19 protein-coding genes are annotated in these 25,231 nt (G+C 70.4%); 6 read left to right on the top strand and 13 right to left on the bottom strand.

The genetic code is table 11. From position 1 onward, the window contains the following. Positions 1–54: 54 nt before the first annotated feature. Both NQO67_RS07390 and NQO67_RS07385 read right to left on the bottom strand, forming a co-directional pair. Positions 55–714 carry a ThuA domain-containing protein gene (locus NQO67_RS07390; RefSeq protein ID WP_255948224.1) on the bottom strand — a complete coding sequence of 220 codons (660 nt, stop codon included), beginning with the start codon at positions 712–714 and terminating at the stop codon, positions 55–57. Between the two features lie 52 nt (positions 715–766). Beyond that, entirely contained in the window at positions 767–1,909 is a 1,143-nt protein-coding gene (locus tag NQO67_RS07385) for a mandelate racemase/muconate lactonizing enzyme family protein (protein ID WP_255948222.1), read from the bottom strand. A 260-nt stretch (positions 1,910–2,169) separates the two neighbouring features. On the opposite strand from NQO67_RS07385, the gene NQO67_RS07380 reads away from it, so the two are divergent. Continuing rightward, entirely contained in the window at positions 2,170–2,919 is a 750-nt protein-coding gene (locus NQO67_RS07380; RefSeq protein WP_255948220.1) for a FadR/GntR family transcriptional regulator, read from the top strand. A 50-nt stretch (positions 2,920–2,969) separates the two neighbouring features. Here the strand turns inward: NQO67_RS07380 and NQO67_RS07375 are convergent, their stop codons facing one another. From NQO67_RS07375 to NQO67_RS44180, 11 genes are all read right to left on the bottom strand, one after another. Then, complete coding sequence (locus tag NQO67_RS07375) at positions 2,970–5,648, bottom strand: right-handed parallel beta-helix repeat-containing protein (protein ID WP_255948218.1); 2,679 nt, start codon at positions 5,646–5,648, stop codon at positions 2,970–2,972. A gap of 92 nt (positions 5,649–5,740) precedes the next feature. Next, positions 5,741–6,583 (bottom strand): carbohydrate ABC transporter permease, encoded by an 843-nt coding sequence (locus tag NQO67_RS07370; protein WP_255948216.1) that lies wholly within the window; start codon positions 6,581–6,583, stop codon positions 5,741–5,743. Beyond that, positions 6,580–7,449, bottom strand: a complete 870-nt coding sequence (locus NQO67_RS07365; RefSeq protein ID WP_255948214.1) for a carbohydrate ABC transporter permease — start codon at positions 7,447–7,449, stop codon at positions 6,580–6,582. The genes NQO67_RS07370 and NQO67_RS07365 overlap by 4 nt, the downstream gene beginning before the upstream one ends. Before the next feature lie 44 nt (positions 7,450–7,493). Further along, entirely contained in the window at positions 7,494–8,756 is a 1,263-nt protein-coding gene (locus tag NQO67_RS07360; protein WP_255948212.1) for an ABC transporter substrate-binding protein, read from the bottom strand. Between the two features lie 75 nt (positions 8,757–8,831). Beyond that, positions 8,832–10,277 carry a hypothetical protein gene (locus NQO67_RS07355; RefSeq protein ID WP_255948210.1) on the bottom strand — a complete coding sequence of 482 codons (1,446 nt, stop codon included), beginning with the start codon at positions 10,275–10,277 and terminating at the stop codon, positions 8,832–8,834. Positions 10,278–10,297: 20 nt separating this feature from the next. Next, complete coding sequence (locus tag NQO67_RS07350; RefSeq protein ID WP_255948208.1) at positions 10,298–10,519, bottom strand: hypothetical protein; 222 nt, start codon at positions 10,517–10,519, stop codon at positions 10,298–10,300. Beyond that, a complete protein-coding gene (locus NQO67_RS07345; RefSeq protein WP_255948206.1) occupies positions 10,516–11,517 on the bottom strand; it encodes an aldo/keto reductase in 1,002 nt (333 codons plus the stop codon). The genes NQO67_RS07350 and NQO67_RS07345 overlap by 4 nt, the downstream gene beginning before the upstream one ends. Before the next feature lie 5 nt (positions 11,518–11,522). After that, positions 11,523–12,545: a hydroxyacid dehydrogenase gene (locus NQO67_RS07340; protein WP_255948204.1), complete on the bottom strand. Its 1,023-nt coding sequence runs from the start codon at positions 12,543–12,545 to the stop codon at positions 11,523–11,525. Further along, entirely contained in the window at positions 12,542–13,774 is a 1,233-nt protein-coding gene (locus NQO67_RS07335; RefSeq protein ID WP_255948202.1) for a mandelate racemase/muconate lactonizing enzyme family protein, read from the bottom strand. The genes NQO67_RS07340 and NQO67_RS07335 overlap by 4 nt, the downstream gene beginning before the upstream one ends. Before the next feature lie 208 nt (positions 13,775–13,982). Beyond that, on the bottom strand, positions 13,983–14,279 hold the full coding sequence (locus tag NQO67_RS07330; protein ID WP_255948479.1) for a glycosyl hydrolase family 28 protein: 297 nt from the start codon (positions 14,277–14,279) through the stop codon (positions 13,983–13,985). Between the two features lie 36 nt (positions 14,280–14,315). After that, a complete protein-coding gene (locus NQO67_RS44180) occupies positions 14,316–15,479 on the bottom strand; it encodes a GntR family transcriptional regulator (RefSeq protein ID WP_308295626.1) in 1,164 nt (387 codons plus the stop codon). 612 nt (positions 15,480–16,091) lie between these two features. On the opposite strand from NQO67_RS44180, the gene NQO67_RS07315 reads away from it, so the two are divergent. The 5 genes from NQO67_RS07315 to NQO67_RS07295 all read left to right on the top strand — a co-directional run bounded on the left by NQO67_RS07315 (position 16,092) and on the right by NQO67_RS07295 (position 25,229). Next, positions 16,092–17,972, top strand: a complete 1,881-nt coding sequence (locus NQO67_RS07315) for a right-handed parallel beta-helix repeat-containing protein (RefSeq protein ID WP_255948200.1) — start codon at positions 16,092–16,094, stop codon at positions 17,970–17,972. 310 nt (positions 17,973–18,282) lie between these two features. Beyond that, a complete protein-coding gene (locus NQO67_RS07310) occupies positions 18,283–20,718 on the top strand; it encodes a glycoside hydrolase family 95 protein (protein ID WP_255948198.1) in 2,436 nt (811 codons plus the stop codon). 346 nt (positions 20,719–21,064) lie between these two features. Then, on the top strand, positions 21,065–22,087 hold the full coding sequence (locus NQO67_RS07305; protein WP_255948196.1) for a LacI family DNA-binding transcriptional regulator: 1,023 nt from the start codon (positions 21,065–21,067) through the stop codon (positions 22,085–22,087). Between the two features lie 5 nt (positions 22,088–22,092). Beyond that, complete coding sequence (locus NQO67_RS07300) at positions 22,093–23,688, top strand: FAD-dependent oxidoreductase (protein ID WP_255948475.1); 1,596 nt, start codon at positions 22,093–22,095, stop codon at positions 23,686–23,688. Between the two features lie 254 nt (positions 23,689–23,942). Then, entirely contained in the window at positions 23,943–25,229 is a 1,287-nt protein-coding gene (locus NQO67_RS07295; protein ID WP_255948194.1) for an ABC transporter substrate-binding protein, read from the top strand. The last annotated feature ends 2 nt before the right edge of the window (positions 25,230–25,231 follow it).

Genomic DNA, 25,231 nt, shown 5'->3' with positions numbered 1-25,231 from the left:
GAAAGCGGTGTCCGGGTCCGGGGCCGGGTGCGCACCGCCCCGGGCCCGGAACGCTCAGCGGGCCGCCCACCGAAGGCCCCGTTCCACGATCGTCGCCGTCTGCGGCACTTCCAGGTCCGCGACACGGTGGCCCAGGGTGCACACGAAGACCCGCCCGGCGCCCCAGCGGCGCGTCCACACCACCGGGAACTCGACCGGTTGGTCCCACTGATCGCCGGTGGGAGCCAGGACCGAGGTGGCAAGCACCGCGTTCAGGCCGTCCGTCAGCACCCAGTAGTGCTCGGTGACGACATCGAAGTCCTCGACGCCCTCGGTGATCTCGCCGTCCCGGTCCGGGGAAGCGACGATACGGACGGTGAAGTCCTGGAACCCGTCCGGGTGCCAGAGGAACCGCCCTCCGACCATGCGCAGGTAGCGCGCGTTGGCGACGTTGGTTCCGATGACGCCGCCGTGCCAGCCGGCGAATCCCGTGCCCGCCTCCACGGCCGAGAGGAGCGTGCTCTCCTGAAGTGCCGTCAGCTCGCCCCCGGACCAGGAGTGGACGACGAGGTCGCTGGCCGCGAGCAGGGCCGCGTCCTCGTAGACCGCCAGGTCCTCGGCGACGGTGACCCCGAAACCCGCGCGCTCCAGCCGTGGAATGAACACCTCGGTGCAGCCGGCCGGATCGTGCCCTTCCCAACCACCGCGTACCACCAAGGCCTTGCGCTGACTCACTTGGGATCCCCTCCGTGCTGTGGCGGTCTTCGGTGAACGTGGGCGGGGCGCCTCACCGGGCCCGGGGCACGAGGCGCAGGCCGGCGTCGACGGGGCGCACGTGCGGGCCGGTCGGGACGGACCACTGCCCCGACGCGGCGTGCGCGGCGATCCTCTCCTCGTCGACCTCGATGCCGAGACCCGGGGTGTCGCCGAGGACGATCCCGCCCTCGGTGATCTCCTGGTCCACCCGCAGCCCGACGGGCGCGTGCAGATCCTGTACCTCGGTCACCAGGTGGTTCGGCACGGCGGCCGCCGCGTGTGCTAGCGGGTTGGCGTTGTACCCGACGGGGCTCACCGGCAGGTCGTATCCGAACGCCAGCGTGGCGACCCGCAGGAAGTGGGTGATGCCCCACACGCTGCCGGTCTGGACGACTCCGACCGCGCCCGCGTCGAGCAGCGGCCGGTAGTGCTCCAGACCCGTCAGGTTCTCGCCGCTGGCGACCGCGCCGCGGATGCCCGCCGCGACAGCGCGGTGACCGGCCACGTCCCAGCGCCGCACGGGTTCCTCGAGCCAGGTGAGGTCGACCTGATCCTCCACCAGCTGGGCGAGTCGCACCGCCTGATGGGCTCCCCAGGACTCGTTGACGTCGTACATCAGCGCGGGGCGTGCGCTGTTGACGCTCAGGACGTCGCGGACGGCGGTCAGGCGTCGCACGTCACGGTCGACGTCGAGTCCGCCCTTGACCTTCGCGCCGGTGAAGCCGCGTGCGGCCCACCGTTCGTAGAACGCCACCAACTCGTCGTCGCTCAGCGCGTACTCCAGGCCCGAGGCGTAGCCTGGCACGAAGCGTTCGGCAGCGCCCAGCGTGCGCCACAGCGGCTCCCCGGCGATCTTCGCCTTGAGGTCCCACAGCGCCATGTCGAGTGCACCGATGGTCCCGAACGTGTGGCCGCCGTGACCGGACTTGAAGACGTGGGAGAGCATCCTGTCGTACAGCGAGGTGACCGCCCGGGGGTCCTGTCCGTCGAGCGCGGGGAAGACCCGGTGCACGTCCGGGTGGTTTCCGAGGCCGACGCCGGTGAGGCCCTCGTCGGTCTCCAGGAGCAGGATCGGCACCTCGGTGACTCCGCTGGGGATGACGCCGTTCACATCGCCGACCGGTCGTCCCCACTCGTGGACCGTGGCAAGGGACCGGTATCCGGTGATTCGCATCGCGCTTCTCCTTGGTCTGCGCGCGTTGCACGGTCGCAACGTGCGACGCCTGCCCTGAAGAGCTCCGGCGTGCGCGCAGCGCCCGTCGTGAGCGGCCGAGCGCCCTTGCCACCGAGGCAGCGCCGGTGCGGCCTTGCGCCCAAGGTGGCTATCGGTCGTAACTTATGATACGAGTGATGACTTTAGCACGCTTCCGCTAGCCTTGAGTCCTCGGACAGCGGGCCGGGCACACCTGCCATACACGGGGAGTCTTAGAACAGATGAGTAAGCCATCCGCCGACACCGGTGCCGTGTCCCGCCCTCGACGGCGCCGGCCGCCCCTCGCCGCCGCCGTCGTGCAGAGCCTGGTGACGGCCATCGTGCTCGGTGAGTACCCGCCCGGCACGGCGCTTCCGTCGGCGGGCGAGCTGTGCGACCAGTACGAGGTGAGCCGCACCGTCATCCGCGAGGCGACCACGACCCTCTCCGAAAAGGGCCTCGTCGCGACCCGGCAGGGATGGGGAACGGTCGTACTCGATCAGGAACAGTGGAGTCTGCTCGACCCCCTGATCCTCGACGCGCTCTTCCAGCGGAAGGACCGCCTGGTCTTCCTCGACAACCTGATCGAGATCAGGACGACTCTGGAATGCGCCATGTCCGCCCGCGCCGCCGGGCTCATCGACGACGCGCAGACGGCCGCGCTCTCGGCCAAGCTCGACGAACTCGCGACGCTCAGGGACGACCCGGCGGCCTACTCGCGCGCCGACATCGAGTTCCACGAGATCATCCACCGCGCGTCGCAGGACGCGTTCGGACGCGCCATAGTGTCGAGCATCCAGGGCAAGGCCGTCCGCTCCCCGCAGTACAGCGGCGAGCCGACGCGCGAGGACCTCGACCTCACGCACCAGGCGCACGCCCGGATCGCGGCGGCGCTGGCCGCCAGGGACGCCGACGAGGCGGCCGAGGCGATGCGGGACCACATCACGTCCTCGTGGGCCCGCCGACGCCCGCTCGACACGTCCGGGACGTGACGGCCCGGGGCGTCCGCGCGCGACGGACGCCCCGGGCCCCGGGCCGTGCGTCACCGGGCAGCCGTGTCGCCGTGCTGCGGACGGCCGATGCCCTTCGCGGTGACGCTGCGGTTCCACTCCCTGACCCACGCGGTCCCGTACGACCGGGCCACCGAGCCGGAGTCGGAGAACCGGAGCGTGTCGAGGTCGAGACCGGTGTCCGCCACCGACGTCGCCAGGACGCTGTCGGTGTTGATCCTGTCGCTCCACCGGGACAGGTTGTACAGGGACTCCGGTGCGGTGAAGGTCGCGTCCGTCTCGATGAAGCCGCAGCAGCCGACGATCACCGCGTGGTCGAACTCGACCCGCGACGGCACCCAGAGGGAGTCGGGGTCCTCCCACACCGTCTCCCGGCTGCACCCGTTCGTGCCGGACGTCGTGTAGGCGGCGGCCGTGCACTCCGCGCCCGTCGCGGTCACCCGGGGCACGTACCACTGGGTGATCTCCGGATAGGAGATCGGCTTCCCGTCGGAGTACTTCTGCTTGCCGTTCGTGTAGTGCTCGTGCCAGGCGGCGACGTTCTCGGGGGTCGCGCTGTACTTCTCGCCCTCGCGGACGTCGAGGAAGGCGTTGTAGCGGCTCTCCAGCACCCAGCTGTTGGCCAGCGGAAGGCTCGTCTCCCCGTTCTTGTGGTAGATCCCGCCGTGGCCTGCGTGATCGGCACCGATGAAGACGTTGTCGTTCGCGGTGTTGCTGTGGCCGGAGTTGAAGTTGACGCCGGACTTCGAGCCGTTCACGACGTTGTGGTGGAACCGGACGCCGGACGCGCCGTCGTCCATGTACAGCGCGTCGTTGGAACCGCCGATCTTCTCGAAGTGGTTGTAGGCGATCTCGTTGCCCAGGTACGTGAAGTCACGTCCGGCGTAGACGGCGCCCATGTCGCCCGCGTTCTTCACCACGTCGTAGAAGTGGTTGTGGTTGACGCGCATGTCGTTGCCCATGATCTGCACGGCCATGTGCGGTGCGTCGTGGACGTAGTTGTACTCGAACGAGTTCCCCACGCCGTACAGGTAGCCGGCGGGAGTGTACGTGGCGAGCTTCGAGAAGCGGGTGATCTCGTTGTGGCGGGCGACGTTGTTCCCGCGTTTCAGGGTGGTCCTCTCACCGCCACCGAGCAGCACGCCTCCGCCGCCGAGGTCGTGCAGGTAGGAGTTCTGCACGACGTTGTCGTGCCCGCCCTGCACGGTCTCGTAGTCCGGCATGGCGGTGATCGTGTCGGTGGTGCGCCCGATCCGGATCGCGTCCATGCTCACGTTGGAGATGTCGACCCCGTCGATGAGCGTCCCGACGGCGTCCAGCATCTGCACACCGCTGACGAGTGACCCGGTCATCGCCAGGCCCCGGATCGTCACGCCCCGGACGCCGTCGAGCAGCAGGAAGTTCTTGTCGAACGTCTGCAACGTGGCGGTCCTGCCGTCCATCGTGCCGTCCTGGGGACGGTAGTAGAGGACGTCGTTGCCGTGGTAGCGGTCGATGTAGTACTCACCGGCGGTGTCCATCTCCGACAGGACGTTGAGGACCTTGACCTTGGTCCAGGAGTCCTGAGGGATGTACATGGAAGGGTACTTCGCGTACAGCTTGTCGCCGCTCCAGGACAGGATGCGCACCATGTCGTTGGCGTAGTTGTTGCCGAAGTAGCCCGAGAGCCAGCCCTCGGTCTCGGACTTCGTGTTGTCGATGTCCTCGATCCACTGCGGGTCCAGCTGGACGGGCACGTCGGCGTAGTCGCCGAATCCACGCGTGCCGAGATCGTCCACGGTGGGCTCGGCCTGTGGCGCCCACCGCCGGTAGCGGTCGTCGGCTGCCGCGCGGCCGCCGACGGTGAAGATCGACGGCGTCATGCGCCGCAGCTCCTCGGGGGTCCAGGTGTCCCGTCCCGCGGGGTCCGGCAGGAGCTGCTTCTTGTCCTCGAACTGTGCGCGCGGCGTCGTGCCGGAGGTGTTCCAGGCGCTCTCCGGGCCGAAGCGGGAGTCCAGGTCCACGTTCATGAGGTCCCGGGGGCCGTCGGCCTTCCATTTGGCGCCGGTGCCCCACAGATGGCAACCGGTGTCCGTGGTGGCGCACGAGTTGCCGTCGGGGTACTCGGCCAGGGTCTGGGTGCCGCCGTCGACGACGAGCTCCGGAGCGAACGGCTGCTGGACCCAGTTGAAGCCGTTCTTGTAGAGCGTGCCCGGGTCGATGCCGTGCGCACCGAGGTCGTAGACCCACACACCGTCCCGCAACTCCGGTGTGTTCAGGCGGGTGTGGGAGGAGTACTGCGGCTCCGCGAGGGTGTCGTCCGAGAGGTCGGTGAGCCTCTTCCACCCGTCGGCCGGGAGTTCATGCGACCCGGTGAGCGTCACCTTCTCGTCCTCGTACGCGGAGTACGTCACCCACGAGTTCTCCGTCCCCGTGAGCCGGACGGTGTCGTCGAGCACGTAGCTGCCGCCCCGGAGGTACACCGTGCCCCGGGTCCTGGCGGAGGTGCGGCCGGCCAGCGCGTCCCGCGCGGCGGTGATCGTCTTCAGGGGAGCGCTCTTGGTTCCGCTGTTGTCGTCGTCGCCGTCGGCCGCCGACACGTAGACCGTGAGGGCCTCGGGGGACGAAGCCGGACCGGGGGCCGCCGTCGCCGCGCTGCCGGCGCTGATCACCAGCGCCAGGGCGACACAGGCCAGCACGGTCCGCGCCGGCCGTCTGCCAGTTCTCACCATGGAGGAGCCTTTCCTTGGATGCCGTGTTCCGGACAGCGGCGGAGCACCGTCGATCAGTCCAGGTGGAAGACCTCTACGAACTCCCTCGGGGATCACCCCTTCACGGCTCCCGCCGCGAGGCCGCTCATGACGTGACGTTGCATCACGACGAAGATCACCAGGATCGGGATCACGGCGAGCAGCAGGGTCGGGAAGACCTTGGTGTAGTCCGTGGAGTACTGGCCGACGGCCGCGTACACACCGGTGGTGACGGTGTAGAGGCCGCTGCCGGGGCCGAGGATCATCTGCGGGCTGGCGAAGTCGTTCCACACGCTCAGCGAGTTCAGGATGAACACGGTGGCGATGATCGGCCGCATCAGCGGCACGATGATCCGCCACAGCGTGTGGTACCTGCCCGCTCCGTCGATCGCCGCCGCCTCGTCCAGCGACCTGGGCAGCACCCGTATGTAGCCGAAGAAGACGAACAGCGTGAACGGGATGGTGGTGGCCGTCATGAACAGGATGAGACCGGGCATCGTCCCCATCAGCCCGACGGCACGGAGCACGAAGATGACCGGCACCAGGATCACCTGGGTCGGGATGAACATCCCCGCGATGAAGAAGAACAGCAGCAGCCGGGCGATCGTCTTCGGGGTGCGGGCCAGCACGTAGGCCGCGGGGGTGCACACCAGAAAGGCCAGCGCGTTCACGCAGAGCACCAGCGCGATGGTGGTGCCGTAGCCGTTGAGAATGCTGAAGTCCGGGTTGTTCCAGGCGTCCGCGAGATGCCGGAACGTCGCCGTACCGAGGTCCGGAGCGAACGGGTTGGCGAGGATCTCCTGCTGGCTCTTGAAGGTGTTGACCACCAGGATGTACATCGGCACGAGCATGCCGAGGGACACGACAGAGAGGAACGCCACCCGTGCGACGGTGGCTGGAGTGAGTGTCTTCTTCATCTGATGGACTCCGCGTCGTCCTCGGCGCGCCTGCGCAGGAAGAGGACCGTGAGGGACAGGACGGCGGCCGCGAGGATCAGCAGCACGGCCTGGGCCGATGCCAGGCCGATGTCCCGCTGGGGGAACGAGACCGCGAGGATCGAGTAGGCGAGGGTCTTGGTCGACCCCGCGGGACCGCCCCCGGTCAGCGACACGACGACGTCGTACGTCTTCAGCAGCGAGATGCCGGAGGTGATGATGGCGACCGTCACCGTCGACGCCAGCGAAGGCCAGGTGACGGCGCGGAAGGTCTGCCACCGGCCGGCTCCGTCGAGCCTCGCCGCCTCCAGCAGATCCGCCGACACGGCCTGGAGCCCCGCCAGGTACAGGATCAGCTGGACGCCGAACAGGGACCAGACGATGACGAGGATCATCGACCACAGCGCCCAGTCGGGGTCGTCGAGGAAGGGCAGGGCGCCGGTGCCGACCTTCTTCAGCATGGTGTTGACCACGCCCTGGGGCCCGAGGATGGCCTGCCACAGGAAGCCCACGACCAGCGCGCTGAGCACATGCGGGTAGAACATGACCACGCGGCCGAAGGTGGTGAACCGGCCGGTGCGCTGGAGCAGCAGCGCGAGCCCCAGTGCCGCGAGATTGACGGCGACCGCGCCCACCACGGCCACCACGGCGGTGATCACCATGGTGCCGGTGATGTCGTCGGAGTCGAACGCGGTGCGGTAGTTGTCCAGGCCGATGAACTCGGGGACGCGGCCCGGGAATCCGTTGTATTCGGTGAAGCTGTAGTAGAACGCGTAGATCACCGGTACGACCAGCAGAGCGGCATAGATGAGAACCGCGGGGAGGACCATGCTGACGTTGGCGCCCATGGTGCGCCATCCCCGCGGTTTCGAAGAGATCCTCGGTGCCATGGTCAGCGGTTCTCGTCGACCCACTGGTCGATGGCCTTGGCGGCGTCGGCCGGGCTCGCCCCGGTGTAGAGGCTCTGCGCGACCTCGGTGAACTTGGGGTTGAAGCCCGTCACGGGCAGCCGGACGTTGCCCTGGCCCTCGCCGACGGCGACCAGTTCGGGAGCGTCGTCGAGAATGCCCTGGATCTGGGAGTCGACACCGGTCTGCTTGAGGTGGGCGTCCTTGCGGAACACCCCGTCGGAGCCGAGCTGCGCCTTGATCGCCGCCGGGTCGGTGACCATGAACTCCACCAGCTTCTTGGCGTCGTCCTCATCGGCCGCGCCCTTGTGCACCATGTACGGGCTGGCCATGGTGGCGCCCTGCGGGCCCGGGTAGCTCTTGTTGTCGGCAATCGGCGGGGAGAACACGCCCACGTCGAACGGGAGCTTCCCGGTCTTGGCGAGCGTGGCGGAGAACCAGCTGCCGTTGGTGTAGAGGCCCACCTTGCCGCCGATGAAGTTGCCGTCCGCCTGGGAGGGGCTGAGGCCGACGTCGCTCTTGGCTATGTAACCGGCCTTGATCCAGTCCGCGTACATCTGGAACGCCGGCTTGTAGGTCTCGCCGACGGTGAGCTTCCTGTTCTTGACGGAGCTCTGCCACTTCGGGTGGAGCTGGTTGAGCGTCGGGTGGTAGATCTGCTGGAGCTGGAGGCCGGTCTCGTAGTCGCCGGCGGTCTGCATCGGCGTGAAGCCGGCCTTCTTCAGGTTGTCCAGGTCGCCGGCCAGCTCCGCCCAGCTCGTGGGGGTCGCGGTGATGCCGGCCTTCTTGAACGCGGACTTGTTGTAGTAGACGAGCGACTGCGTCTGGGTACCCACGCCGACCGCGTAGTGCGCCTTGCCGATGGCGTAGTCGTCGTACATCGGGGTGCCCTTGGCCCAGTCCTCACCGCTGAGGTCGAGCAGCTCCGACGCCGTGTCGTCGTCCGGGAAGATGGACTGGATGACGTCGGGGGCGGTGCCCGCGGCCAGTTGCTGGGGGAAGGACTCCGCGACGGACTTGCCCGTCGGGCCCTCGATCTTCACCTTCAGACCGGTCTTGTCCTCGAACGGCTTGACCAGCTTCTCCCAGTAGGCCTGATCCAGGTTGTCGGTCAGATTGACCATCATCCGGATCTCGCCGTCCTTGCCGCCCGACCCGGTGCCCGACGAGCAGGCCGCGAGGCATATCAGCGGAACCACGGCGGCCAGGGCGGCGCCGCGCGCCTTGCTCCCTGAGGTGGCAGACATCATTGTCGTCTCTCTTTTCCTGGGTGGAGAACGCTGGGGATCAACATCCACTGGACAGTGCGGCGGAGGGTAGCGTCACAGCCGCCCCCGGTAGGACAGGGGGCCGACGGCTGTGACGTCGGTGGGGGTCCGGTCGCCGTCGACGCGGTAGATGCCGTCGTTGGCGACGAAGAACTCGGGTACGCCGGGGTAGCGCAGGTCCTCGGGGAGCGGCTCGCGGTCCGTCCAGGCGAAGAACTCCCGGGTGAAGGTGTCCTTGTCCTTGCGGCCGTAGATGTGCAGGTCTCCTGCGGTCAGCGGGGAGCGCACGCACCAGTGGGCACCGGACTCCGCCCAGAAGGCGCGGTCGCTGACCAGCACCGACTGCCGGCCCGTGGGGGCGAGCACCCTGTCCCAGAAGCCCTCGCCCGGACCGAGCCTGGCCATCAGGAACATCAGGTCGTGGGCGTGCCAGGCGGTGCTGGGCGCGATGTCGGCCTCGTTGTGCCAGCCGCTCGCTGAGGCGAAGTAGCCGGCGGGGGTCTGGTAGCCGGCGTAGGTCGCCAGGCACGCCTCGGTGAAGGCCTCCAGCTCCGGGTCCGGACCCTCGGCCAGCACCTCGTGGATGCCGTACAGCGTCAGCCCCATGCCTGCTATCAGCATGGGCGTGTCGGTCTTGAGCACCCGCTCGCCCCGGACGTACCAGTAGCGGTGGTACCGGGTCGCGCCGGCGGCGTCCGTCCAGGCCGAACGGGCCACGTGCCGGCACAGGCGCCTCGCCTCGGCCAGCAACTCCTCCTCGCCCCGTGCGCGGTAGCCGAGCACCAGGGGGACGATCATGAGGCCGTAGTACTCGGCCGGTTCCAGGATGCCGCCCTCGGTGCGGTCCCGTACCGTGCGGAACGTGCCGGCGCTGTCCGCGTCGGGCACGCCGCGGTGGTGGAAGAGCCGGACCAGGGTGGCGAGGTCTTCGGGTATCTGGTCCGCGTAGCTCCTGTCGTCGCTCAACTCCGTGTAGAGCTGCTTGACCCAGACCCGGGCGTACTCCTGATTGCAGGTGCCGTCCTCGCCCGGCCGCCCGCCCCCGTACATCTCGCACGCCGCCAGATTCTGGCGGACGGCTGCCAGCGCGGCGCTCACCTCGTCGGCGGGCAGCAGATGGCGGGCGTGCTTCAGGGCGAGGAGCACACCGAGGCTGCCGACGGCGTTGTGGATGAGACCGGTGGTCGCCGACTCGCCGACCTGGAAACCGATGTGCCGGTACTGGCCGTCGGCCTGCACCTCGGTGGACTGGTAGCGCAGCAACCGCCGCAGCAGCAGGGCGCCCCGCTCGTCGGGCCGCTCGGCAAGGGCCTGGCCGAAGGCGCCGAGCGCCGGGCCGGCGAAGGTGGTGTGCCCGCTGGTGAAGTCGAGGAAGGTGAACGGGTTCGTGCCCCACACGCTGTGGTTGTGGAAGCCGTTGACGGCACCTTCGTCCGTCACCCAGCTGTGCAGCCAGCCGGCCAGTGCGGTCGTGTCCGGCCTGGTCGAGCCGTGTTCCATGGCGTTCCTTCCGGGGTGGTTCACACCGCCGCGTCGCGCGCGGCGTCCAGCATGTGGTCGGTGTCGGCATCATGGTCGGCGGCCTGCACCAGCACCGTCGCCGTGATGCCGGCCGCCCGGAGCGCGGGCCGGACGTCCGGGAACCGCATCACCCGGTCGATCGGCGCCAGGCCGGGGCCGAGCCAGTCGTACGGGGCGCGGGCGGGGTCCCACACGTGCAGGTGCACGTCGATCTCGGTCATGGTCGGCACCCCGCCGGCTGCGTCGCGGAGCCGTCGGGCAGCAGGCCGAGGCGCGCCAGCTCGTCCCAGAGCGCATCGGGGACACCGGCCGCCAGCCGGGCGGCGTTGGTACGGGACTGGCCGGCGTCGCGTGCGCCCAGCACCACCGAGGTGACCTGGGGGTGGCGCAGCGGGTAGGCGATGGCGGCCTCGGGCAGGCTGCTGGCGTGGCGTTCGCAGACGTCGGCGATCGCGAGCGCGCGGCCGATCAGGTCGCTTGAGGCCGGCTGGTAGTCGTAGGTGGCGTCGACCGGCGGGCGGCGGGCCGAGAGCAGCCCGGAGTTGTAGACCGCGGCGGCGACGACACCCACCCCGCGCTCCTGGGCGAGCGGCAGCAGCTCGTCCTGGGCCGAGCCGTCGAGCAGGGTGTGCCGACCGGCCACCATGACGATGTCCACGTCGCAGCGGCGGACGAACTCGGCGAGCATCCCGGCCTGGTTCATGCCGGCACCCACCGCCTTCACCACGCCCTGGTCACGCAGTTCGACGAGGGTGTCGACGCCGGTCGTGGACGCCTGGAGCCAGTGGTCGTCGGGGTCGTGGAGATAGACGACGTCGACGTGGTCGAGGCCGAGCCGCGCCAGGCTGCCCTCCAGCGACCGCAGGATGCCGTCCCGGCTGAAGTCCCAGCTGCGGCGGAACGCCGCGGGCACCGCGAACCCGCCGTCGTCCGCCAGGTGCGCGGTGTGGGGGCTGGGCACCAGCAGCCGGCCCACCTTGGTGGAGACGGTGTACTCGGCCCGGGGGCGCTGCGCGAGGGCGGCGCCGAGGCGGCGTTCGGAAAGGCCGAGCCCGTAGTGCGGTGCCGTGTCGAAGTAGCGGACGCCGCTCTCCCAGGCCGCGTCGACGGCGCCCAGGGCGTCCGCGTCGCTGGTCGTCCGGGTGAGGTTGCCCAACTGTGCCGTACCGAGGCCGAGTTCGGTCAGTTCGGGGGTGCGGGCGCAGGTGCGGGTGCGCATCCGGCTCACCGGACCCTCGGGTGCGCGACGGCCGCGAGGTCCTCCGGGTGGGCGAACGGGCGGCCCGCCGCGAACCGCTCCACCTCGTCGGCGACGGCATCGCCGATGCGGTGCAGCTCGCCGCCGAGGGAGCCGGCCATGTGCGGGGTGAGGACGACGTTGTCCAGCGTCCACAGATCGCTGTCGGCGGTCGGCGGCTCCGGGTCCGTGACGTCGAGCACGGCGTCGATCCGGCCGGTGCGCAGCTCCGCCGTCAGGGCGTCCTGGTCGACGACGGCGCCCCGCGCGGTGTTCACGAGCGTCGCTCCGTCGCGCATCAGCGCGAGCCGACCCGCGTCGATCTGCCCCCGGGTCTCGGGGGTCAGCGGCTGGTGCAGGGAGATCACCTGGCTGCTCCTCATGAGTTCGTCGAGCGGCACCGGCCGCGCACCGAGGTCGACGGCCTCTTCCGTCGAAAGTGTCGGATCGTACAGGAGTACGTCGAGGTCGAAGGGACGGAGGAGGGCGAGCACCGCGCGGCCCACGGTGGAGGCGCCGACGATGCCCACCGTCTGCCGGTAGTTGCCGCGCCGTGAGGCGGTGGCGAAGTGGTCGGGAAGGCTCCTGGACCGCCGGTACTCCCGTCCGGTGGGGAGCACCCGCTTGCCGGCGAGGAGGATCATGGCGAGCGTGTACTCGGCCACCGGACCGGAGTTGGCGACCCGGGCGTTGGCCGCGACCACGCCGCGGGCGGCGAACGACGCGGGGTCCTCCAGACAGGTCGCGGCGACCCCGCCCGCGTAGACCACGGCCCGCAGCCGGGCGGCGTACGGCAGGTGGGCGGCCCGGACGACGGGCGCGTCCCAGCCCGCGACGAGGATGTCCGCCCCGGCCAGCGTCTCCCGTGACGTGGTGGATTCCAGCTCGGTGAGGACGACGTCCGTGTCGATGTCGGCGGCACGGCGCAGGCGGGCCAGGGCGTCCTCGTCGAAGAGGGCGCGTCTCAGGCCCGGCGGGTTCATGGCGAAGACGGCACGTGGTCGTGTCACGGGGTGCCCTTCCGCTCGGTGCGCCCGTCATGGGGAAGGGGTGCGGCGGTGTCGGTACGGTCTGCCTCTCGTGGCCGGTTCCGGTACCCGGTGCCGGCCTCGGCCGCGAGCCGCAGACCGGCGGCGGACGGGCGTACCCGGTCCCCGGCGGGTTGCGGGCCGGCGGTCCGGTCCAGTCGTGCGATGGCCGCCTCGTCCACGGTGATGCCGAGGCCGGGGGTGTCGCCGAGGACGATGCCGCCGTCGGCGATCACCTGGTCCACGGTCAGTCCCGTCGGGGGCGAGACGTCGAGTACTTCGGTGACGAGATGGTTGGGGGCCGCGGCGGCGGCGTGCGCGAGGGGGTTGGCCCCGTAGCCGGCCGGGCTGACCGGCAGGTCGTGGCCGTGCGCGAAGAGGGCGACCCGCAGGAAGTGCGTGACGCCCCAGACGCTGCCGGTCTGCACCACCTGGACGGCGTCGCCGGTCAGCAGGGGACGGAACTGCTCGAGACCGGTCAGGTTCTCGCCGGTGGCGACCGCGGTACGTCCGGCGCGGCCCACGGCGTGATGGCCGGCCACGTCCCACCGGCGCACCGGCTCCTCGATCCAGGTGAGTTCGACGCGGTTCTCGATACGGGCCAGCAGCCGCACCGCCTGGTGCCTGCCCCAGGTCTCGTCGACGTCGAGCATCAGGGCGGGGGATCGGGTGTTGCCGCGTAGCGCCTCCGCCACCGCGCCGAGCCGCACGACGTCGCGGTCCGTGTCGAGCCCGCCCTTGACCTTGGCACCGGTGAAGCCGCGCTCGGCCCAGCCGGTGTACAGCGCAGCCAACTCCGCGTCGTCCAGGGCGATGTCCTGGCCGGACGCGTAGCCGGGGACGAAACGGTCGGCGGCCCCGAGCGTGCGCCACAGCGGCTCGCCGGCCATCTTCGCCTTGAGGTCCCACAGCGCCATGTCGAAGGCGCCGACGGTGCCGAAGACGGTGCCGCCGTGGCCGGCCTTGAACGTGTGGGCCAGCATCCGGTCGTAGAGCGCAGTGACGGCGCGTGGGTCCTGGTTCTCGACGGCGGGGAAGATCCGGTGAGCGTCGGCGTGGGCGCCGAGGCCCACCCCGGTGAGGCCGCCGTCGGTCTCGACCAGCAGGACCGGGACCTCGGTAGTCCCCTCGGTGACCGAGCCGTTGGCGTCCCCGATGGGGCGGCCCCAGACGTGCACCGTCCGGAGCGTCCGGTATCCGGTGATCTTCATCCGATCCCCCTCTGCGCGCTCGTTCGCCCTCCCCTGGACGGAGGTGCTGTCGCCTCCTGGGGCGCCGCCGTGGTGTCCGGTGGGCCCCCGGACCGGGTGGTCCGTGGCCCGTGGAGGCCGGGCGCGGGCCGTGGGGGAGTTCGGGCGGGGGCGTGACGCTGCACGGTCGGGGGAGGCCCCGCGCCACCCCCTCGACAGTCGTAACGTATCATACAAGTGATGACCTGAAGTCCTGCGGCAGCGCGCGCAGTCGGCTGCGCACTCCCGGTCTCGAGGCGAGAAACGCCTCGCCAGAGCCCCTGTCACGGCCGGACTTGATGGCGATGCAGCCGTCGTGCGTGGCGAAGACGACCCGCTGGATCGTGACGTTCTCGCACGAGTCGGGGGCGCAGCCGTCGCTGTTGGGGCCCGCGCACTCCACCCGGACGTCACGTACGACGATGTTCCGGCTCAGCACCGGATGGATGTTCCAGAACGGGGAGTTGCGCAGGGTGACGCCCGAGATCAGGACGCGGAAGAGGCCCGGGGGTCCGCGGTCGCTCTACTGCCCGGAAGGGGCGCCGGGCCCTGCCGGGCCGGGGAGGTAGCGGTCCACCTCGCCCGCGGCGTGGGCGGCGAACATCGGCCCGGCGACATCGGGGTCGCCGAAGCGCAGGACGTCCAGGAGCTCCGCGTGGTGATCGGCCAACGCGCCCCAGCCACCGACGTAGCGGGGGTCTCCCAGAACATGGAGATCCCACAGGCTGGACTCGATCATGCGCCACAGGCGAATCAGCGCCTCGTTGCGCGCCGCCTCGCACACATGGCGGTGAAAGGACATGTCGGCGCTGCGGAAGGCCGCGATGTCGCCCTTGTCGACCGCTCGGCGCAGTTGCGCCACGTCGTCGGTCAGCAGGCGGGTGTGCTCGGCGTCCAGGCGGCCGGCGACGCGGCGGGCCCCGTACTCCTCGAACATCACCCGGATGTCCCGTACGTCCTGGGCCTGCCGCTCGGAGATCCGCGCGACGCGTGTGCCGCGGTGCGGCTGTGAGATCACCAGACCCTCGTACGCCAGCCGTTTGATCGCCTCACGGGGCGGGGCCTGGCTGGTGCCGACCCGGCGGGCGATCTCCGACTCCACCAGGCGCTGGCCCGGCAGGAGTTCGCCGCTGACGATCCAGTCGCGCAGCAGCGTGTACACATGGTCGGAGAGCAGCTGTCGCGGCATCCGCGCCGGGATCGGTGCCGGTCTGTCCCCGTCCGTCTCGGCTCCCGGCCCGGGCCCGCCGTTCGGCGGTCGCGGCGGCTCGGGCAGTCCGGCGGACCGTTCGCGCCAGATCCGGGCCACCGTGGACTGCGACAGGCCCAGCGTGTCCGCCAGGGAGCGGGTGGAGGGCACCGGTGAGCCGTTCTCGGCCCGCGCGAGCACGGCGGCGATGTGCGCCTCCGCCTCCTGCCTGGCGACGCTGCGCGGTCGGCCCGAGCGGGGCGCGTCGCTCAGACCGGCCATGCCCCGGCGCAGATAGCGGTCCCGCCACTTGGCCACGGTGGCGGGAGAGACCTGGAGCCGCTGTGACACCTCCGCGTTGGTCAGTCCGTCGGCGCACGCCAGGACGATGCTGCTGCGCAGCCGCAGCGCCCCGGGCGGCTGGCGCGAGTAGTCGGACAGGGCCGTCCGGTCCTCCTCGCTGAGCTGCGGAAACGTCTGCGGAACGGGAACTGACATGACGTCACCACTTCAGTGGTCGAGTGGATTTATGACTCAGGGGGCCGCGGCGATGCCGTCCCGCACACATCTACTTATTGTTCGTGCCTGCGTATTGACGGCGCCCAAGGGCGAACATCTTACTTGTCGTGCTCGATCAGCGACCCACTAGATCGTGTTCCGTGCTGCCCGCCGAGGAGGAAACCCTGCGTGAACGACGGACCGGAGAGGTGGGGCCCGAAAGGGCCGGCGCCGCACCGTCCGTCCGCTCCTGAACACCATCCCCAGCCTGGCCCAGGACTCCTGGAACCCGACCGAAGGGGGCAGCGGCCCCCGGCTGTGACGGCGCCTGCGACGGCACCGCCGTACCCGCGTACCCAGCCGAAACCGCTCCCGCGCCCATGACGTACCCGTGGCCCGGGCGGAGCGTGCCCGCTCCCCGGTGACCACGAGCGGCGACAGGCCGAACGTGAAGCCGCGGTGACGTGCCGACGTCGTCACCGCGGACAGGAGCACGTCCCGGTCCGGCGCGACCTGTGTCCCCAGCTGTCGTCACGCGGTTCGTCATGCGGCTCGTCATGCGGTCACGGCCGGACGACGACAGCGACACCACGCACGTGGCAAGGAGGCTTCATGCCCATCACCACCCTCGTAGGACGAAGAACAAGACTTCCGCTGCTGCTCGCGGCCGGCGCCCTGCTGGCCGGCGGGGTGACGCTGAACGTCGCCGACGCGGACGCGAAGCCGGCCGACTGCAAGGCCACCGATCTCTTCGTCGCGCCCGACGGGAGCGACACGGCCCAAGGCACCAGGAGCAGCCCGTTCAAGACCATCGAAGGGGCCCGCGACCACATCCGCGACAAGGGCCTCAACCGGCCCGGCCGGATGCGCTGTGACATCGACGTCAACCTGCGCGCGGGCGACTACCCGGTCTCCAGCACCATCGACTTCGACGACCGCGACTCGGGCGTCGACGGACACCGGGTCGTCTACCGCTCCTACGACGGCGCCGGCAAGGCCCGCGTGATGGGCGCCGCCCCCGTCACCGGCTGGGAGGAGTACAAGGACGGCATCTACCGTGCCGACGTCGGCACGGACCAGCCCTTCTACACCCTCTTCGAGGACGGCAAGCGCGCCACCACCGCCCGCTACCCCAACCGCAAGTCCGACGACGAGTGGGCTCCCTACCTGACCTCCGTGCTCGCGGAGCCGGAGAAGGAGGCCGTCCACCAGTGGCTGTACTCCCACCCAGGCGACTGGGACGCGAGCTGGGACCTCAGCAACGCCCAGGCGGTCGTCTGGTCGGGCGGCAGCTGGAGCTGGTTCACCGACACCGTTCCGATCCATGACTGGAACCCGGCGAAGAACCAGATGACGCTGAAGTACTGGACCCGCTACGCCCTCATGAACTCCCGCGGCGGCTCCCGTTACTTCCTCCAGAACTCGCTGGACTTCCTGGACCAGGCGGGCGAGTACTACCTGGACTTCAAGAAGGGGCAGCTCTACTACAAGCCGCGCGGCGACATCGCCGACGTCACCGTGCTGCGGCCCACCGTGAAGACCCTGTTCGACCTGGCCGGGCCCGCCCCGGACCGGCGTGTGCAGAACATCTCCCTCGACGGGCTCTCGCTGGAGTACACCGACTTCGTCGACTGGTACCGCAACGGCTGGATCAGCGACGGCGACTCCGGCGAACCGCACAAGTACCCCGAGTACGACCGGCAGATCGAGATGCCCCGCGACCGCTTCGGCGCCGTGACCCTGACCAACAGCAAGGACATCACCCTGTCCCGGCTGCACATCTCCGACACCGGCTACCACGCGGTCTACGCCCTCTTCGCCAACGACGGGCTGACCGTCCGCGACAGCCTGCTGGAGAACATCGGCGGCGACGGCATCAAGATCGAGGGGCCGTACCCGGGCGAGGGAAACACCTCCAACGGCCACGTGCTGACCGACAACTACATCACCCACTACGGCGAGCTGGTGCCCGGCGACGCCTCCGGCATCGAGCTCATGGACACCGGTCACAACACGATCAGCCACAGCCACATCAAGCACAGCGCGCGCTACGGCGTGAGCCTCGAAGTGCGGCCCGAGGTCGCGCCCGAGGACGACTACGCCCGTGACAACACCTTCGAATACCTGCGTATCGACCAGGCCGGCCTGGACAGCGGCGACATGGGCGCCTTCTACACCTACGGCGTCAGCAACGTCGAGCCGCACACGATCGACAACCATGTGCGCCAGGTCGTCATCGGCGACGTGATCCCGGACGCCTCCATGCCGGACAGCGGCACCCGTGGCGTGCACATGGACGCCGGTGGGTGCGGCTTCAGCTTCGAGGACATCGAAGTCGGCAAGGTCACCGACCAGAAGTACCAGAGCTACCAGTGCAACGACGTGAAGAACGCCAACTGGGAAGACGACTTCGACGCCGCGAAGATGGAGTACGACAAGATCGGCGTCACGGCCTCCTTCCCGTACCCGCTGCCCGACGGCGACACCCAGTGACCTGCTGTTGATCGGATATCCCGCGGCGTACGGGACCGGTGACCGGGCCACCCGGACGGGCCCGCAGGGCGTCCGCTGCCGACGCGGACGCCCTGCGGCCCGGCCCGACCCGGCCGTCGGCAGCAGCGGTCGGCCGGCGGCAGCGGTCGGTCGGCGCGAGTCGCGACGGCCGCCGCTCGCACGGCTGGAGCTGCCGGATTCGCCGGGCCAGGAGCACACCCGGCGCCGCCCGCAGGACCCGCACCCGGATGCCGGTGCGCGGCGGGACCGAGCGCACCCACTGCCTGCACGACACACCTGGAGGTACCCCATGTCCGAGTTGTCCCGACGGCATGTCCTCGCGGTTGCCGGCGCGTCCGCGGCGACGACCGCCCTGAGCACGGGAGCCGCGCAGGCCGCATCGGGTGCGGCTGACACCGCCGTGCCGCCGGCCGCCGGTTCCGCCCAGGGCCCCAACCCCATGCGCCTGTGGTACCAGGCCCCGGCAACCCAGTGGCTGGAGGCGCTGCCGGTCGGCAACGGCCGGATCGGTGCGATGGTCTTCGGCGGTACGGACGTCGAACGGCTCCAGCTCAACGAGGACAGCGTCTGGGCCGGCGGCCCGCACGACTACGTCCGTCCGGGCGCCGGGGAGCACCTTGACGAGATCCGCCGTCTGGTGGTGGCGGAGAAGTGGAACCAGGCGCAGCGGCTGATCGACACCAGCTTCATCGGCAGCCCCTCCGAGCAGGTCGCCTACCAGGTCCTCGGCGACCTCGCCTGCACCTTCACCGGAACCGGCGAGGTGACCGACTACGAACGCGAACTGGACCTGGAGACCGCGGTCGTCCGCACCAGCTACCGGCGCGACGGCGTACGCCATGTGCGCGAGGTGTTCGCCAGCACCCCCGACCAGGTCATCGTCGTGCGGATGACCGCCGACACGCCGGGCGCCATCGGCTTCACCGCCCGCTTCAGCACCCCCCAGCAGGCGACCGACTCCGCCGTGGACGCGCACACCATCGCGCTCGACGGCGTCAGCGGCGACTGGTACGGGCTGCCCGGTTCCGTGCGGTTTCGCGCACTGGCCCATGCGCGAGCGGAGGGCGGCCGGGTCTCCACCGACCAGGGCGCGCTGACCGTCGAGGACGCCGACGGCGTGACCCTGCTGATCTCCATGGCGACCAGTTACCGCAACTACCTCGACGCCGGCGCCGACCCGAAGGACAGAGCCCGACGCCACCTCGCCCCGCCGGCCGGGCGGCCGTACGAGCAGCTGCGCACCCGGCACGTGGCCGACTATCGCCGGCTGTTCTCCCGGGTCGACATCGACCTGGGAGCATCGGAGCGGACCGGCCTCCCCACCGACCAGCGCATCGCCCTCTTCGCCGACGGCAAGGACCCGCAGCTCGCCGCCCTCTACTTCCAGTACGGCCGTTACCTGCTGGCGTCCTGCTCCCGCTCGCCGGGCCAGCCCGCCAACCTCCAGGGCCTGTGGAACGACAGCCTCAACCCGGCCTGGGAGTCCAAGTACACCGTCAACATCAACTTCGAGATGAACTACTGGCCGACGGGCCCCACCAACCTCGCCGAATGCTGGGACCCCGCCATGCAGATGGTCCACGAGCTGGCCGAGTCCGGAACCCGCACCGCCACGGCGATGTACGCCGCGCAGGGCTGGGTGCTGCACCACAACACGGACGGCTGGCGGGGGACCGCGCCCGTCGACGCCGCACAGTACGGCATGTGGCCGACCGGCGGCGCCTGGCTCTGCGTGATGCTCTGGGACCACTACCGCTTCACCGGCGAGAAGGACACGCTGAGCCGCAACTACCCGGTGATCAGGGGTGCGGTGGAGTTCTTCCTCGACACGCTGGTCGTCGACGCGAGGACCGGCTGGCTGGTCACCAACCCCTCGCAGTCCCCCGAGGTCACCCACCACCAGGACGAGGGCGAGAGCGTCAGCATCTGCGCCGGTCCCACCATCGACATGCAGCTCCTGCGGGACCTGTTCGACGCCTACCGGCAGGCCGCGACGGCACTCGACCGGGACGCCGGACTCGTCGAGCGGGTCACCGAGGTCCGCGACCGCCTCGCGCCCACCCGGATCGGCTACCTCGGCCAGATCCAGGAGTGGCTGGAGGACTGGGAGGACGCCGCGCTGGAACGCAGCCGTCACCTCTCCCACCTCTACGGCGTCTTCCCGAGCGCGCAGATCAACCCGCGTACGACTCCGGAACTCGCCACGGCCGCGGTCAAGAGCCTGGAACTGCGCGGAGAGGCGGGGCAGGGCTGGTCGCTCGCCTGGAAGATCAACATTTGGGCCAGGCTCCTGGACCCGGCGCAGGCCTACAAGCACCTGTCGGACCTGCTCACGCCCGCGCGCACCGCCCCCAACCTCTTCGACCTGCACCCGCCGTTCCAGATCGACGGCAACTTCGGCGGGATCTCCGGCATCACCGAGATGCTGCTCCAGAGCCACGCCGACGAGATCGCCCTGTTGCCGGCGCTTCCCGAGGCGTGGCCGGCAGGCTCCTTCCGCGGGCTGCGGGCGCGCGGCGGATTCGAGGTCGACCTCGCGTGGACGGCCGACGGGATCACGCACGCCGAGGTGCGCTCCCTGCTCGGCAACCCGGTGCGCATCCGGACCCCGCACCCGATGGACGTCGCAGGCGCCGGTGCCGACCGCCCCGAGGAGTGCGTGGTGTCCTTCGACACCCGCCCGGGTGCTCTGTACCGTCTGACCGCCGCGCGCACGGGTAACTGACCTGGGCGCGGGGCCTGAACGCCGTCCTCGCCGAGGACGGCACCGGCCGGCTGGCCTTCCTGCGCTCGCTGATTCCCGGCGACCGCGGGCCAGCCGGCTCCGGCGACCCGGCGACCGGCGTGCCAGCAGACGGGGCCAAGCCCGACGCCCACGCACGGACGCCGAGCGCCCCACTTCCGGACACCCCACTCCCGCGGAAGTTTGCACAGCTCAGCGCCCTGAATCCGGGTTTTCACCCGGGACGTCCGACTGTTGACACCGTGAAACGGCCCGGGTAGCGTCACTGCCCATCCGCTGATTATACGTATTATCAGCGATGGCTTCAGTAGCCCCGGAGGAGCCCCCCGTGCCACGGATCACGCAGCGCGACATCGCTCGCCTCGCCGGCGTCAGCCAGGCAGTGGTCTCGCTCGTGCTGAACAACAGGACCGACGCAACCACTCGCATCGCCCCCGAGACCCGGCAGCGCGTCCTCGACGTGATCCGGGAGACCGGGTACGCGGCCGACCCGGTGGCCCGCCGGATGGTGCGCCGGCACAACCAGATCCTCGGCGTGTTCACCTACGAGTCGGTGTTCCCGAGCACCAGCGCCGACTTCTACTACCCGTTCCTGCGCGGCATAGAGGAGTGCGCCGAGCAGCTCAGGTGCGATCTGCTGCTGTTCACCAGCGCCCCGGTCACCGACGGGCGGCGCAAGGTGTTCCACGAGAACAACCGGCTGCGGATCGCCGACGGTTGCCTCCTCCTCGGCCGGGACATCCCCCACGACGAGCTGGCCCGGCTGAATCGCGAGAACTACCCGTTCGTGGCGGTCGGCCGACGCGACGACGCCGGCGGCCCGGTGCCCTGCGTGGGCGCGGACTACGCCGACGCCACCCGGACCCTTCTCGAGCGGGCCCGGCAGCTCGGCCACCGGGAGTTCGCCTACGTCGGGGCGGGGGAGGGCGCCGAGTCCGCGGCCGACCGGATGAACGGGTTCCGCGCCGGGGCGCAGCGGAGCGGCCGGCACGAGCGGACCGCCGGCCGGTCCGCGAGTGCCGTCCTGGACGCGCTGCTCGCCGCCGGAGTGACCGCCGCCGTGGTCGAGGGCCACGACGACGGGGTCGCGCTGATCCGGGCCGCCCGGGAGCGCGGCCTCGACGTGCCCGGTGACCTGTCCGTCCTGGTGACCGGCGTACCGACCGAGCCGGCGGACCCCGACACCGCGTGCACCGGCTTCAGCATTCCGCGCCGGGAGATGGGCTGGCAGTCCGTGCAACTCCTCGCCGCCCTGCTGGACGGCGAGTCGAGCACCACGCTCCAGCGGCTCCTGCCGTGCCACTTCGTCGAGGGGCAGACCCTCTGCGAACCGAGAGAGGACCGTTCTTGACCGAGATACGCAGCGACGTGCTGGTGGTCGGCGGGGGCCTGGGCGGCGTCGCCGCGGCACTCGCCGCCGCCCGCGCCGGCCGCACCGTCGTGCTGACCGAGGAGTTCGACTGGCTCGGCGGGCAGCTCACCAGCCAGGCCGTGCCACCGGACGAGCACTCCTGGGTGGAGCAGTTCGGCGTCACGGCCGGTTACCGCGCCCTGCGTGACGGCATCCGCGACCACTACCGCCGGTACTACCCGCTCACCGAGCGGGCCAGGGCGCGCCGTGACCTGAACCCCGGCGGAGGCTGGGTGAGCCGGCTCTGCCACGAGCCGCAGGTTGCGGTGGCGGTCATCGCGGCGATGCTCGCCCCGTACCGCGCCGGCGGGCGGCTCACCGTCCTCCAGCCGTACCGTCCGACCGCCGCCGACACCGACGGCGACCGGGTGACGGCGGTGACCCTGACCCACCGCGACACCGGCGAGCACATCCACGCCACCGCTCCCTACGTGCTGGACGCCACCGAGACCGGCGAACTGCTGCCGCTCACCGGCACCGAGTACGTCACCGGCTTCGAGTCCGCCGCCGACACCGGCGAGCCGAGCGCCCCCCAGGCGGCCCAGCCGCTGAACATGCAGGCCGTCTCGGTGTGCTTCGCCCTGGACCACGTCGACGGCGACCACACCGTCGACAAGCCCGCCGACTACGACTTCTGGCGCTCCTACCAGCCCGACTTCTGGGGTGGACCGCTGCTGTCCTGGCGGTCCCCGCACCCCAGGACGCTTCGGATCGTCGAGCGCGACTTCGCACCCAACCCCGACGACGACCCGCTGGCGGTCGACGCCGACCAGCGGGTCAACCCGGGCGACGCCAACCTGTGGACGTTCCGCCGGATCGCCGCCCGCCGCACCTTCACCGACGGCGCCTACGCCAGCGACATCACCCTGGTCAACTGGCCGATGATCGACTATTTCGAGGGCCCGGTCATCGACGTCCCCGACGCCGCCGACCACCTGCGCCGGGCCAGGGAGCTGAGCTTCGCCGTCCTGTACTGGTTGCAGACCGAGGCACCACGCCCGGACGGCGGAACCGGATTCCCGGGACTGCGGCTGCGCGGCGACATCACCGGCTCCGCCGACGGCCTGGCCCAGGCCCCGTACATCCGCGAGTCGCGCCGGATCAGGGCCGACCACACCGTCGTGGAGCAGGACCTCTCGCTCGCCGTGCGAGGGAAGCGGGGCGCCGTGCGGTACCCGGACTCCGTCGGCATCGGCATGTACCGGATCGACCTGCACCCCTCGACGGGCGGCGACAACTACATCGACGTCGGCTGCTGCCCGTTCGAGATCCCGCTCGGCGCGCTGCTGCCGCAGCGGGTCGAGAACCTCCTGCCCGCGGGCAAGAACATCGGCACCACCCACATCACCAACGGCGCCTACCGGCTGCACCCGGTCGAGTGGAACGTCGGCGAGGCCGCCGGCGCGCTCGCCGACTTCTGCCTCACCCACGGCACCCGCCCCCGCGCGGTCCGGGAGAACCCCGAACTGCTCTCCGCCTTCCAGGACCGGCTCACCGCGGCCGGCGTCGAGCTGCGCTGGCCCGATGTCGCGGGCTACTAGGCCCTGTCGTCAAACTCCCGTCTGCCCGGCGACGCCATGCACGCCCTCTCGCCGCACCGGGCGCAAGCCCACGTACATCCAGTACGCGGACTCGCGCCCGGCACTCCCCCAAGCTCTTCGAGCAGGGGGGACCCCCAGAGCACGCACCTGACGCCGCCAGGCCGCCCTTCGGGCAACGACGGGAGTTTGACGACAGGACCTAGGCCGGTCACGGCCTCCTAGGCCAGGCCCACGCACCACCCAGGGAGAACACCATGTTGATACGAAGACGACTGGCCACGTTCGCCGCCGCCATGTCGGGGGCGCTCGTGCTCGCCGCGTGTGGTTCCGGCGGCTCGGGAGACGACGACAGCGGTCCGGTGACGCTGCGGATGACGGTGTGGACGTCCAACGCACCGCACCTGAAACTCTTCAACGAGATCGCCGCCGCGTACCGGAAGACCCACCCCGAGATCAAGAAGATCACGTTCGACCCGCTGCCGCTGGACACCTACACCACGGCGCTCACCACCCAGATGACCGGCGGCAACGCCCCGGATCTCGCCTGGGTCTTCGAGAACTCCGCGCCGGACTTCGTCAGCTCCGGGGCCCTGGTGCCGCTCGACGACACGCTGAAGCAGACCAAGGGCTACCAGTACGACGACCTGGTCCCGAGCGCCACCAAGCTCTGGAAGAGCGGCGACAAGCTGTACGCCTACCCGTTCTCCACCTCGCCGTTCGGTGTCTTCGTCAACCTCGACCTGCTGAAGAAGGCCCACCAGCAGACCCCGGACCAGCTGGTCAGGGCGGGAAAGTGGGACTGGCGGACGGTCCTCGCCGAGGGCTCCGACGTGCACCGCTCCACCGGCAAGGCCGGCATGGTGATCCGCGACTTCGACTACAAGGGCTGGGACAACCTGGCCACCTTCTGGGGCGGCTGGAAGGCCGATCCCTGGAGCGCCGACGGCAAGACCTGCACGTTCAACAGCAAGCCGATGGTCGACGCGATGACCGCCCTGCACAAGGGGATCTTCGAGGACAAGGCGATGCCGGGCCCCGGCGAGAGCGCCGACTTCTTCACCGGTGACGCGGCGATGACCGTCACCCAGATCAGCCGGGCGTCGCTGCTCCAGGACGCCACGTTCAAGTGGGACCTGGTGCCGCTGCCGGCCGGGCCGAGCGGCGACTACTCGGTGATCGGCCAGGCCGGTATCGGCGTGGTCAAGCAGGGCGGGCACACCGAGGAGGCCGAGGACTTCCTCGCCTACTTCACCAACCCGCAGAACTCCGCAAAGCTCGCCGCCTACTTCCCGCCGCCCCGGGCGTCCCAGCTCACCGCGGAGAACCTGGCCAGGACCAACCCGCTGCTGAAGGAGGACCAGCTCGACAGCGTGGTCGTCGACGGCGTCAAGAAGGGCGTGGACAAGCCGGGCCACACCGGCCAGGCCGAACTCGCCCAGCAGGTCCGCGCCCGGCTGGACGCGCTGTGGAAGCCGAACGCCGACGTCAAGGGCGTCCTCGACGACCTGTGCGACAACATCTCCCCGCTGCTGGAGAAGTGACC

It is taken from the genome of Streptomyces odontomachi, from assembly GCF_024435355.1.
Lineage (GTDB): Bacteria > Actinomycetota > Actinomycetes > Streptomycetales > Streptomycetaceae > Streptomyces > Streptomyces odontomachi.
This window is presented reverse-complemented; position numbering and strand designations above follow the sequence as displayed.